Source organism: Saccharothrix sabaoui, assembly GCF_051756985.1.
In the GTDB taxonomy this organism is placed as follows: Bacteria; Actinomycetota; Actinomycetes; order Mycobacteriales; family Pseudonocardiaceae; genus Actinosynnema.
On the sequence record NZ_JBPKJK010000009.1, the window covers coordinates 15,416 to 28,642 of the forward strand.

Genomic DNA, 13,227 nt, shown 5'->3' on the forward strand with positions numbered 1-13,227 from the left:
CGAGGTCGACATCAAGCAGACGCGGTTCGTGTGGCGGGACTACCTACCCGTCGGCGAGGTCGCCCTGCGGGTCGGCAAACCTGGCATTGGCAAGAGCGCGATCGTCGGGGACCTGACGGCGAAGCTGACCACGGGACAGCTCAACGACAACTCCATCGTGCGTTCGCAGTTGGAGAAGTTGAGGCTCCTGGCGCAGCAGACGGCACGACCATCCTGGGCATCGGGCACTTCCGGAAGGCGACGGCGGGTGTCGATCCGGTCGACGCCATCAGTGGTGCCGGGCCTACAGGTAGGTCGTCGGCACGCCCTGGGTTCGCCGCGGAGGACGACTACAACTACGTCCTGTCGGTCATCAAGTCGAATGTGGTGTCGGTGTCGACCGTCCCGTCGCTGTCCTACGGGAGCATCTCCGCCCCCGTCATGGCCGACAACGGAGGGGAGACCACGGTCGTTCGGATCGTCTGGCAGGGGCCTCGACGGCCTCGGTCGTTGACCTCCTCCAGCGCTCCGCTCACGACGACGGGACGAGCGGGTGGACGCTGCCGCATGGCTCATCGACTACCTGACAGGGCGCGGCGGTGAGGCCCTGGTGCGTGAGTTGTTGGCCGAAGGACACCGGGCTGGCTTCTCCAAAGACGCCTTGAAGCGTGCCAAGGCCGGAGCCAAAGTCCGCTCCGGTAAGGCCGACTTCGGTGGCGGCTGGGTATGGCGGATCAACCCGAGAGGGCGCGAAGGAAGCACCCAAGGAGCGAAGGGAGCAGCACAGGGGACGCCACTACCTTCGCTCCCTTCGTGCGCTCTTCGCAGCACGAAGGCGGCCATCTGCCGCCGTAGCAAGCTAGAGATCAGGACACCCGAAGGGCGTCCTGACCAAACGCCACCGGCTCACCGCGCAGCCCACGCGCCATCGACCGAGGCACTCCCGTGCCGTCGGCGACGAGCGTGGGCTGCACGGTGGCCGGCGCGGCAGTGAGCCCGACCGGGACGTGGCGCGCGAAGTCGGCGCCGACCTCATCGTCATCGCGCCCGGCTCGACCTCACGAGGGCGCTGCACGGACTGCACCGACTCCGCGGGTCACAGATCGGCAAGGCAAAGCTGGCACTTTCCAGCCAGTCGTTCGACGTTGAGAGTGAGCGGGCTCCGGAGAGCCCGCCTGTCATTTCGGGGGGAACGATGAGCACGAGGAAGCAGGGTGTGCGTCGGCAGCGGCGTGTGCGCGGAGGCGCTGAGACCCGGATCAACATCCGCACCACCATCAAGGTTCGGGCCGCGTTGGCAGCGAGGGCGGCGGTGGCCGGGTTGTCGGTGCCGCTGTACCTGGTCGAGTGCGGACTGCGCGAGCCCGACGGCTGGTCGCTACACCAGCAGCGGCACTGGGTAGCCGAGTGGGAAGCCGCTGCGGTGAAGTTGTCCCGATCGAGCAGCGCGCTCAACCAACTCGCCCGCCAGGCCAATAGCGGCCACGTCGTCGGTCCGCAGCAGTTGCAGGCGGTGCTGGCCTACCACGAGCGGGTCTTGGACGAGCTGTACCGGGTGCTCGGTGCAGTGGACCAGCACCGAGGGGCCGGGCGGTGATCGCCGAAGTCGCGGGCCGCGGCAAGCGCGGCTCCAACACCCTGGGGCTGCTGCGCTACCTGTTCGGCCGGGGTCGCTCCAACGAGCACCGTGACCCGCACGTCGTGGCGGCGTGGAACCCCGACTGGGTACGCGGCGGGTCCTGGGGAGAGGACGCGACCACCGCCCCAGGACGCGCACGGCTGGCTCAGCAACTGGACGCCCTTATGACCGGACATCAGGTGGACCTACCGGACGGGCACGTCTATCACGTGGTCCTGTCCATCCCGCCCGCCGACGTCGCCACCGCCGGCTACCCGCCCCAGCCCGAGGCGCACGCCGATAAGAACGGAGAGCATCCCACCCAGCAGCGGCTGCCGGACGAGGTGTGGCGGGAGCTGGTCGAGTCCGGCATCGCCGCCCTGGGCCTGGGCGCCGATGATGACGGTCAGGGCGGCTGCCGGTGGGTCGCGGTCCACCACGGCCTCTCCACCAAGCGCAACGACCACGTCCACGTCGTGGTCAACGTGGTGCTAGGCGACGGCCAGGTGGCCAACCTGCACCGCGACTTCCTGCGGTGGCGCGACTGGTGTCGCCAGGTTGAGGACGAGCGCGGCTGGACGCGCACCGCCCCGGCTGGCGAGGGTCGTTCCAAAGCCACCTCGCGCGTCGAACTCGTACGTGCGGACACCAACGGGCAGCGCACTGAACGGGACCGACTGCGCGACCTCGTCACGGCTGAGGCCGCCGAGGCTGCTAACGAGGTCGGGTTCGTCCTGGGCTTGCGCCGCCGTGGCGTGCTGGTCGCCGCCTACCCCGAGATTGGGCCAGTCACCGGCTACAAAGTCGCACTGCGGCCCGAGCAGCAAGCCGCCGAGCAGGGCCTCCCAGAACCCGAGCCGCTGTGGTTCGCCGGGTCGACCCTGCGCCGCGACCTGTCCTTGCCGCGGCTACGCGCCCGCTGGACCGACGCCAGGCCACTACCCGTCAGCAGACAGCAGACGCTGTGGCGTGACATCGCCGACCAACCTGTCGGCCCGCAGGACCGGCGCAGCGGAACGAGCGAGCAGATGTTGCGTCGAGAGTTGGATCGGGCCCGCGCTGCGGTGGAGGCCGCTACTGGCACCGCAGAGGGCACTGTCTCGGCGCCGGATTTGGACCAACGCACCTGGCATCTGTTTGTCGAGCGCACCGCTGACCTAGTAGCCGTGGCGCGGTTCCACGACCCGCACCAGCTGCTGGAGAAGGTCTACGACCAGCTCACCCGTGCGGCACAGTTCCGCCCTGCCCTGACAACCAGTCCCGCTGCGTCACCGGATGCCAACCGCTCGTCGGTCTCGCTTATCACCGCCAAGGAGGCACTGCGGCTGCTGGGCGACGCCACCCGCATCGCTGCCCAGGTTCGCGACATCACGCCGATCATCTTGGCCGCAGTCGTAGTCGCTGTCCTGAGCATCATCACGGCGCTGCACGTGATCGCTGAACACCGAGCCATCCGCCAGGCCGCTCGTCACCAGCTCAACGGCGCCATCTCTGTCTTGAGCAAGCACCCGGCCCGGGATCAACTCCCAGTCGAGCAGCCGACGCGTCACCAACTGAGCAACACGATCACCCCCGCCGTAGCTAGACCGAGTCCAACGCCGCTTCCTGGCAGCAAACCGGCAAGACTGCAGCGACCTACCTTGCCTGGGTCGGCTGGACGCACACGGCATTCTCGATGATCCAGGCAGCTTAGGGCGACAGGCGGAGATGTGAGGCCACGCCTGACATAGACCGACAGGTCGACACCCTTGTACTAGGTGCGTACAGGTATCGGCCAGGGTGTGGGCGTCTTGCTGGCGAAGCGGTCGCAGCGACCTTATTGGCCTTGCTGGCTAGTGCGTCGAGTCGGTGGTCAGGTCCGAACCAACCAGCATCGGAGCATCGATTTCGGAGCGAAGCCTCTGGGTCAACAGTTGGTGACACACAGCTACAGGGCTGCTCTGAACGGGTGAATGGATGCCTCTAATGTGCGAGTTGACTAACGCGAACAGTCACCATCGCGATGGACGTATCACTCGTAAGACGAGTGACGGGCCGTCAAGGCGTAGCTCTAGCCCGGAAAGTGAAGCATGTTCATACAGAGTCTGGTGCTTGACAACTTCAGGTGCTTCGGTCCTGGGCGGACCACTATCTGCCTCGATGAAGGTCTGACCGCTTTCATCGGCACCAACGGCTCCGGCAAGACCGCTGCCTGCGAAGCGTTGTTGCGATTGTTCGGTGTCACGGGACAGGAGCGGGCGCTGCGGCTGGACGACTTCCACGTTCCGGCCGACGAAACTGTGCGACCAGCCACTCGTGACCTGATGATCGAAGTGGTGTTGGCCTTCCCTGAACTCGGACATGACGAAGCTGACGATAACGCGGATCACGGCGACGGCGAGATCGACGGGGCGAGCGGCGCGACCGAGCTGGAGCATCTGGGCGCGAAGCACCGAGCGATTCCGGATTTCTTCGAGCGGATGGCTGCTACCGAGGACGGTGACCTCAAGGTCAGGATCGTGCTGAAAGCTGAATGGGTAGATGACGGCACGACTGAGGGCGCCATCTCCGAGGCCCGCATGATCGTCAGTACCCTCGTGGAAGAATACGGCGAAGAAGATTTCGCGGTACTTCCCCCCCGCCGAGCGCAGCCGCATTCAAATGATCTACGTCCCGGCGTCACGAGATGGTGCACGGCAGGTGACCAGCTTCCTGCGGAGTCGGCTGTGGCGCGCTGCGCAATGGTCGGCAGAGCTGCGAGACTTGGTTAACGAGCATGCGGTCGCTGTAGCAGACCGGTTCGCGGCCGAGCCGGTGGTGAAGGCGGTCGAGTCCGCTCTGACCTCGCGGTGGCAGCAACTGCATGATACGAATCCGCACTCGCAACCTCGATTGCGACTGCTCGACGATGATTTCGACCAGTTGGTCCGCGACTCGGAACTGGTCTTCGAGCCTGATCACCGCGGCCATCCGCGCCCTGCGCGTCTGCTGAGCGACGGGCAGCGGTCACTGCTGCACCTGGCGCTTGCGGCGGCGGCCCTCGATGTCGAGGGGGCACTGGTCGACGGACGCCACGTCACGGACTTCACGCTGAACGCAGCAAGGCTTCCCGACTTGACCTTGATCGCCGTTGAGGAACCCGAGAATAGCCTCTCGCCCTTCTTCCTCTCCCGGATCGTCAAGCAGTTGCAGGACCTCAGCGGTACTAGTGCGACGCAGTCGATCATCTCCAGTCACTCTGCAAGCGTGCTGACCCGCATACGTCCTGAGAACGTCCGCTACTTCCGCATGGAGCCCTCGACGGCGAACGCGACCGTTCGCGAGATCACTCTTCCCGCTAGTCGCACCGACGCCGGGAAGTACGTGCGCGAGGCCGTGCGTGCTCATCCGGAGTTGTACTTCGCCAGGTTCGTGGTGCTGGGCGAAGGTGACACCGAACAGATCGTCATACCCCGCATCGCAGAAGCCTTCGGGGTTCAGCTCGATCCGTCGTTCATCGCAATGGTCCCGCTCGGCGGCCGCCATACTAACCACATGTGGCAACTGCTCAACGACCTCGGCATTCCGCACGCGACTTTGCTGGACCTGGACTACGGCAAAACGGGTGCCGGTCCGGCCCGTTTGCGCGACGCCTGCAAACGTCTTGAGGATGCCAAGGTCGCTCCGCTGGCCGAGTTGGACGGCTATGACGAGATCGCAGACATCGGCGACGGTCTGTCGATCGAGGACTTGGACCCAGTCCTGAAGCATCTCCGAAAGTTCGGTGTCTTCTTCGCTGGGCCGCTCGATCTCGACTACGTCATGCTGGAGCACTTCGAAGCCGCGTACACGCACCTCGAGTCTGCAGACCGCGGACCCAACGCTGACGACCCAGCCGTTGCCGTCCTGGGCGATGTCGGTGCCAAGGTGTCGTATTGGAGTGACGATGACCGGCGTGAGCGGCTGCGCTGGTATCGGTACCTGTTCCTGTCCAGGTCGAAGCCGAGTAGTCACCTACAGGCACTTGGTCGCCTCGAGGACAGCGAACTCAACGCCTGCGCACCGGAGGTAGTAAAGGCCCTTGTGGCACACGTCCGCGACAAGGTCGGACTATGAGTGTTGGCGCTGACGACCTCCACGAGGTGACCTCACCGACGTTGTACCCCGGCAGGTCGATTCCGGTCGAGCCCTGGCGTCCCATCGGGATCGACGATCTCGAGCCAGCCGCGTGGCAAGCGCTAAGGGACACTGACAACGTTGCAGTTGTAGCCGGGCCTGGCGCGGGCAAGACCGAGTTCCTCGCACAACGAGCCGCCTACCTGTTACAGACAGGGCTCTGCCCAGTGCCGCAGCGGATCCTGGCGATCTCGTTCAAGCGGGACGCTGCGGCAAATCTCGGCCGGCGGGTCGCCGCACGTGTGCCCGAGCATGCCGATCGATTCGTCTCGATGACCTTCGACGCTTTCACCAAGGGGCTCGTGGACCGGTTCGCGCCAGCCCTACCGTCGAGTTGGCGCATGGACGACGGTTACGAGATCAACTTCGTCCCACGTTTCCAGATCGACAGCGTCCTGATCGACCTGCTCTCGACAGCGCCGCACCACATGCGCAGGGACCTCGCCAGCATCACTGCCAACCGCTTCGTTACCGACGTGGTAGGTGGCTGGAATCTCCCTGTAGTCCTAACGGAGCGCGACTTGGCGGACAGTATCGCGTACGCGGCCATGGCATGGTGGCGGCAACGCTACCTCCGGCCAGGCAAGGCGTCCCTCGACTTCGTCATGCTCAATCGGCTTGCCGAACTGCTCGTGAGATCGGCTCCCAAACTGCGACGTGCTCTGCGCATCACCTACCCGTTTGTCTTCGTCGATGAGTTCCAGGACACGACCAGTGCTCAGTTCTCCTTCCTTGAGTCCGTGTTTAGTCACGGTCCGGCGGTCACCGCTGTCGGCGACGATAAGCAGCGGATCATGGGCTGGGCAGGCGCACTTCCGAGGGCGATCCAACACTTCACAGCCGCCTTCGACGCCACTCCCTACCCGCTGACGTGGAACTTCCGCTCCAGTCACTCGCTCGTACAACTGCAGCACGTCATCGCCAGCAGGCTGGATGCAAACAGCGTGCCAGCCGTCTCGAAGGTAGCCGAGGGCGAGGCGGAATCGGCTGAACTCTGGATGTTCAGCAGCCTCGACCGTGAGGCGGCGTTCATCGCCGCCTGGATGGCGGAGGATATGGCTCGCTCAGGCCGGGCGCCCAAGGACTATGCGTTGATCGTTCGGCAGAAGGTCTCCGACTTCGAGTCACGGTTCCGAGTTCGTCTTGCTGCTCATGACATCAGGGTGCGCAACGATGACGCGCAAGTGGGCGAGATGCGGCTGCAAGACCTGCTGAAGAACGGGACAGCGCAACTCCTGATTGGCCTCCTCCTTCTGGCTAACCAGCGGCGCGGTTTGGCCACGGTCTGGCGCGCCGTGTCGATGTCCATGGAAAGGATGCACGGCGCGATCGGCGACGAAGCAGCTCAGCGCCGAGTCGGTGAGACCCTGTCCGAACTGATCGCCCTCCTACGCAACTGGCTCGAGATCAACCCACCGGTTGCAACCTCGGCGGCTGACACGGTGAAGCACCTGCTCAGCCTTCTCGACGCTGAGGTGCTCCGTCGCTATGTGAAGTCGTCGTCGCCCAGCGAGGACCTCGACGTCACGATCACTGCCTTCCGGGAACGCCTCGGTGCAGTTATGGGATTGGCTACTGACTAGGGCGGTGTACTTAACCAGTTCGAGTGCGCAGACGCCGTCGTCATGCTGACTGCTCACCGGAGCAAGGGCTTGGAGTACCACACCGTGTTCTTTCTCGGCCTTGATGATCAGCAATGGTGGGCATACAACAGAGACCCTGACGAAGCCACGTGTACCTTCTTCGTCGGACTCTCCAGGGCCGCGCAACCATTGATCTTCACGACGACAACCAAGCACGCCCGTACCGGCGGCATTGCGGAGTTCTTCGCGATGCTTGACAGCGGCGGCGTTCCAGAGATTGATCAGGGATAGCTATGCACGATGGTCAAGATCCGCTTGTTGTAGAAAACTCCATGCCAGTCTGGGAGCGTCCGGCAACGCCCCGACCGGCTGGTCAGACACCTGATCGCGATTAGCGGTCGCGAGGGACTCCAGTTTCAGGAACCTGACCAATGAATGCACTTTCTGGGATGTCGAAGCGGTTGAGTGCTTGAAGGAAATGGCGTTGAGCGACTTCACCTAGATTGCGGAGGGCGAGGCACTGGGTGGCACCTACCGGTTATTTCGGGTGTGACTGAAGCTTCGCTCCGGCTCTCGGTACTGCTAAAATACGCGAATTCTGTAGTTTCCGCAATTATACGGATTGGGGCATGTTCTTGGATGGTGTGTTCCACTCTGGGTATCGCATCGCCCCGATCGTGCACCTGTAGATGCCCTGAACGGGCGCTGACCTGGCCTGCCCCCTTCGGCATACTGGTCGGCTCGCCAGTGCTCTGCGGGCTCGGTGTTCGCGCCGATCGCAGCGTTCGAAGGGGGAAGGGCAGGTGGCGATAGGTGCCGACCGTGCTCGGATCGATCTCGTAAAAACCAAGGCAGAGTCGTGGGCAGATGACCTGATCGACTTCGGTCCCAACAACACACTGCTGTACTACCGCGACAGCAAAACTTGGAGCCTCGACCTGGCCAAGGCCGCTCCTGAATTCACTGCGCAGCTGCTCTCAGGCCGCAAGACCAGGCTTGACACGTTGGTGGCTTCCGGTGAGGCACACGCGGCCGCCTGCCAGCGCGCGCGCAACCTGCGCCGCAGGATGCTCACTTTCCAGGAGGAGCAGGGCGTCGATGACGTGGGCAAGTTGGCCCACGGCCTCTTCTTGCTGCAGCCGACGTCGACCAAGGGCACGACGCCGGTCAAGCCCCTGCGGGCGCCTCTTGTCCTCCAACCACTCACGATCACACCCCGCACCGCTGCGGAGACGGACTACGTGCTTGAGCTGGTCGGAGCCCCTGAGGTCAACCCGGTGCTGCTGTACGCGCTCAACCGCCAGCACGGCATCGACCTCGACGTCGAGCAGCTCACCGACGAGCTGAACGCCATGATCGAGGCGAACGATGACCGCTCGACGCACGCTGGACTCGTGTACCGGGCGCTGAGTGACCTCGTGTCCGAACACGGACGCACCGCCGAGTTCGAGGAGCGGCTGTTCGCGAGCACCTTCAGCTTCGACAAGTTGCCGATGGTGCGCGAGCTGAAGGACTGTGCCGAGCTCTTGTCATCGCACGACGTCATCGCCGCGACGGCGGGCTACGAACCGGCCAGGCGTCAGCTCCGTGAGACAGCCAGCGGGCACCAACCGGTCGAGCCGGACCAGGTTGTCCTCAGGGACGAGTTCCTCGTCCTCGACGCGGACTCGTCCCAGCAGCGCGCTGTCAACGCGGTGATGGACGGGCAGCACGTCGTGATCCAAGGGCCGCCGGGAACCGGCAAGAGCCAGACGATCGCCAACATCATCACCGCCGCGGCGGCGAGAGGGTGGCGCGTACTGTTCGTCGCGGAGAAGCGAGCCGCGATCGAGGCGGTCACCAACCGCTTGGAGCACGTCGACCTGGGACACCTGGTGTTCGACCTCCACCAGCAGAAGCTCGACAAGCGGCAGGTCGCGCAACAGGTCTCCGAGTCGCTGGACAGAGCGAGCAAAGAGCCGCCCGCAGAGGTCAACGGCCTGCACGAGCGGCTGACCGAAAAACGTGACCACCTGCTCCACCACGACCGGGCCCTGCACGCCGCGATCGAGCCGTGGGGCATCAAGGCGTTCTCCCTCTACGACAACCTCCTCGCCCTGTCACCCAAGAGCAGCAATCCGGTGCGTTTCCGCGGTACCGCTCTGCGCGACCTGCACGGCGACACGGTTCGGCGAGTCGAAGACGACCTCACGAGGTTCATCAACTCGGGTGGACTGCGCTTTCACCGTGGCGAGTCGGCGTGGTCCCAGTCCGACATCCGCACGGATGAGCAGATGCAAGCCATCGTCGTGCAGCTCGACGAGCTGCACGGCAAGACTTGGCCGAAGGCGCAGAACCAGATGCGTCGCCTCATCGGCCAAGTGGGCTTCCAACGCCCTACGGACCTGCCCGGTTGGGAACGGGTCTTGGAGCTGTTGCGCCAGGTTGAGGGCACGTTGACCTTGTTCGAGAAGGACGTGTTCGGCGAAGGGCTCGAGGACTACTGCTTCGCCACGGGTGATCGCAAGTGGCGATCGGCCAATCCACGGGAGCTGAACTGGTGGCGGCGGTACAAGGTCCGCAAGGTGGCCGCAGCGCTCCGTAAGGCCGGGAAGTGCAACCGGCGCACCCTGCACGCGGACCTGAGTGCAGCGCTCGCTCAGCGCAACCGATGGCAGGAGATGGCGGTGGGAGGAGGCGCACCCCAAGAAGTCGTCGGTCTCGCTAAGACACTCGATGAGATTGCCAAGGCCCGCGACCAGTTGGCTGCCGTGGCGATGGGTGCGCAGTTGACCGAACCCGACCAGTGGTCGGAGGAAGAGGTGACAGCGCGCGTCGAGCGGCTTATCGAGGAGCGGGACGTCCTCTTCCAAGTTCCGATGCTGAACCAGCTGACCGATCGACTCGTCGAGATGGGGATGGGCGGTCTTCTCGACGTCCTGGTGGAGCGGAACGCGGACGCCGAACTCGCGCGCACGATGTTCCGCTACTCGTGGTACAGCTCCCTGCTCGACGAGTACCGGGTGCGCATCCCGCACCTGGGGCAGTTCGCGGGGCTGCAGCACTCGCACGTCGTGTCCGAGTTCCGGGAGTTCGACACCTCGCATTTCCAGCTCAACGCCCAGCGCGTGCGCCGGCGCGTCGCCGAGAGGCTGCGTGAAGCACGTGACGCGCACCCGGACCAGAACGACGTGGTCCGTGCCGAGGCGAAGCGCAAGCGGGGCCACATGCCCCTGCGGAAGCTGGTCGCCAAGGCACCGGACGTCTTGCTCGCCGCCCGCCCGTGCTGGGCGATGTCCCCGATCGTGGTCAGCAGGCTCCTGCCCGCGCAGCGGCTGTTCGACCTGGTCGTCTTCGACGAGGCGAGCCAGGTGGAACCGCAGGACTCGATGACTTCCATCATGCGCGGCAAGCAGCTCGTCGTCGCGGGTGACGAGCGTCAACTGCCGCCCAGCGCCTGGTTCCGCACAGCTCTCAGCGGCGGCGATTCGGACAACGACGAGGATGACGAGCAGGCCGATACGCCGCAGGTTCGTGACTTCGAGTCCATCCTCGCCTGCCTGAGCGCCTTCATCCCGAACACCCGGATGCTGGAGTGGCACTACCGAAGCCAGGACGAGAGACTGATCGCCTTCTCCAACAAGGCTTTCTACCAGGGGAAGCTCATCACCTTCCCCGGTTGCCAGACGGTAAGCCCCCTGTCGTTGCACCAAGTCGACGGCAGGGTGGCACCAGGCCGTGACGGATCTGCCGAGGCAGAGGTGGAGAAGGTTGTCGACCTGGTGCTGGCGCACGCCCGCGCCAATCCCGAGGACACCCTTGGTGTCATCACCATGGGTGGCAATCACGCCAAACGCGTCGAACTCGCTCTTCGCCGAGCCACCGCCGCTCACGACGAGCTGGCTGAGTTCAACGGACGCATGCAGGGCGCGGGGCGTCGCCTGTTCGTCAAGAGCATCGAACAAGTCCAAGGTGACGAGCGCGATGCGATCATCTTCAGCCTCGGTGCCGCCAAGGCGATCAACGGTCGACTCCACATGACCGCCTTCGGCCCGCTCAACCGGCAAGGAGGAGAACGGCGCCTCAACGTGGCGATCACACGTGCGCGGAAGCGGGTGGACATCGTCGCTTCGTTCTCCCCGCTCGACATGTCCACGACCGGGATCAGCGTCGGAGCGGACCTGCTGCGCCAGTACCTGGAGTTCGCGGACAACGGGGGATCGCTGGGCCTCGTCGGTGCGCAGGGCAAGCAGGAGATGAACGGCTTCGAGCGGAGCATCCATGACTCCTTGGTCGATGCCGGCGTTCCGGTGACCCCGCAGTGGGGTGTGGCCGGTTACCGGATCGACTTCGCGTTGGGGCACAGTGACCAGCCCGGCCGGATGGTGCTGGCCGTTGAAGCGGATGGCGACACCTACCACCAGTTGGGCAGCGCTCGTGACCGTGACAGGCTCCGACAGGAGCACCTGGAACGCCTCGGCTGGCGGTTCCACCGCGTGTGGGCGAGTGAGTGGTTCCGCGATCGGGCCACGCAGACCGCGATGATCGTGGAGAGCTGGGAGAAGGCCATGCTCGACGCGGAACGCGACATCGCTCCTTCTCCTGCGACGACCGCGCCCCCGCAGAAGCCGCACCAGCCCGTCATCGAACGCGGTCCTCGCCCAGGGTTCCTTTCGGAGCCGCGACGGTCGAAGATCGACGACTACTCCGACCGCGAGTTGGTCGAGCTGTGCTTGTGGCTGCTCACCGACCGGTTGCTGGCCGATCGCGACGCCCGCATCGACCAAGCCATTGACGAGATCGGTTTCCGCAAGCGCACGACCAAGATGCAACAGCGCATCGGCAACGCCCTGGTGCGCGCTCAGCAGCTCGTTGACGGACAGGGAGCATGATGTTTCCGCTAGACCCCAAGACTGTGGAGCGGCTCGCCCGGATCGTGGTCGACCAGGGTGGTCCGTACGAGCGCACGGGACGCGAAGTTGAAGCACTCCTCCGCAACGCCGGCTGGATCGACCCGCCTGACTACGACGGCTCGTCGAAGGTCAGCTGGCTGGTCGACGCCCTGACCGAACGAGAGAACGCGCGAACCGACATCGAGCGGTTCCTGTGCCGACTGTGTGATCCCATCGAGTATGTGGACGGCAGGACGGGAGCCGAAGACGTCCGCCGATCGATCAATGAGGTGCTTGAGCTGGAGAGGCTGGAAGTCAACTACGTCGGTGGTCGACCGGTGGTGGGAGAGCTGGGAAGCAACGGCACGGCCAAGGTGGTGCTCCACGTTGAAGACGTGGAGCAACGGCTGCGCAAGCTGATCCGTGAGGAGAAGCTGGTCCAGATGTTGGTTTCGCGAGTAAGAGAGAGTCAGTTCGCGGAGGCCAGCGGCTCGTACCTCCTCGCGCTCTTCGGCATCGGCAGCTTCGTTGAAGGGTTGCTCTACTCGGTGCTGACCGGCCACTACCCCGAGTTGGTGCGAGAAGGGTTCACCGGTCGGAACGGCAAGATCAGGGCCGACCGTGCAGGTCTCGAACTGCTCCTCGACACCGCTCATGATCGAGGCCTGGTGCAGCTCGACGCGAAGGACTTCATGCGTCCCGTAAGGGAATTCCGCAACTACATCCACCCGCGAAAGCAGTTCGAGACCGACTTCACCCCGGACGCCGACACAGTCGCCATGTGCTGGCCGCCGGTGCAGGCACTGTTGAACGACCTCGACAAGCTGGTGGTCTCCCAAGGCGCGGACGAGGTAACCGTGTAGTTGGCGGCGTTGGTCCAGTCGTAGACGTGCCGCCTCCCCGGTGTGGGCAGGCGGCACGTGGACTGCCTTCACCCAGGCAGTCCGAGACTTCGCCAGCACTGTGTGGGACGGGCGCATCCCGCTTGTCCCCACAGTGCTGCGATCCTCGGCGCAGGTCAGTGTGCGGAGGTCGAACGCCG

7 protein-coding genes and 1 pseudogene are annotated in these 13,227 nt (G+C 64.7%); all 8 read left to right on the forward strand.

Annotated elements, in window-relative coordinates; genetic code table 11:
- Window positions 1-1,174: 1,174 nt before the first annotated feature.
- The 8 genes and pseudogenes from ACR807_RS04570 (at window position 1,175) to ACR807_RS04605 (ending at window position 13,048) form a co-directional block, all read left to right on the forward strand.
- A complete protein-coding gene (locus tag ACR807_RS04570; protein WP_438919922.1) occupies window positions 1,175-1,576 on the forward strand; it encodes a hypothetical protein in 402 nt (133 codons plus the stop codon).
- Window positions 1,573-3,276: a relaxase/mobilization nuclease domain-containing protein gene (locus tag ACR807_RS04575; protein ID WP_438919923.1), complete on the forward strand. Its 1,704-nt coding sequence runs from the start codon at window positions 1,573-1,575 to the stop codon at window positions 3,274-3,276. Before ACR807_RS04570 ends, ACR807_RS04575 begins: the two co-directional genes overlap by 4 nt.
- Window positions 3,277-3,666: 390 nt before the next feature.
- Window positions 3,667-4,347 carry an AAA family ATPase gene (locus ACR807_RS04580; RefSeq protein ID WP_438919924.1) on the forward strand — a complete coding sequence of 227 codons (681 nt, stop codon included), beginning with the start codon at window positions 3,667-3,669 and terminating at the stop codon, window positions 4,345-4,347.
- Window positions 4,277-5,671, forward strand: a complete 1,395-nt coding sequence (locus tag ACR807_RS04585) for an ATP-dependent nuclease (protein WP_438919925.1) — start codon at window positions 4,277-4,279, stop codon at window positions 5,669-5,671. The genes ACR807_RS04580 and ACR807_RS04585 overlap by 71 nt, the downstream gene beginning before the upstream one ends.
- Window positions 5,668-7,314 (forward strand): UvrD-helicase domain-containing protein, encoded by a 1,647-nt coding sequence (locus ACR807_RS04590; RefSeq protein ID WP_438919926.1) that lies wholly within the window; start codon window positions 5,668-5,670, stop codon window positions 7,312-7,314. Before ACR807_RS04585 ends, ACR807_RS04590 begins: the two co-directional genes overlap by 4 nt.
- Before the next feature lie 27 nt (window positions 7,315-7,341).
- Window positions 7,342-7,605, forward strand: a pseudogene (locus tag ACR807_RS04595) (3'-5' exonuclease); the annotation flags it as partial.
- Window positions 7,606-8,117: 512 nt separating this feature from the next.
- Window positions 8,118-12,185 (forward strand): PDDEXK-like endonuclease domain-containing protein, encoded by a 4,068-nt coding sequence (locus tag ACR807_RS04600; RefSeq protein ID WP_438919927.1) that lies wholly within the window; start codon window positions 8,118-8,120, stop codon window positions 12,183-12,185.
- 23 nt (window positions 12,186-12,208) lie between these two features.
- On the forward strand, window positions 12,209-13,048 hold the full coding sequence (locus ACR807_RS04605) for a hypothetical protein (protein WP_438919928.1): 840 nt from the start codon (window positions 12,209-12,211) through the stop codon (window positions 13,046-13,048).
- Window positions 13,049-13,227 lie beyond the last annotated feature (179 nt).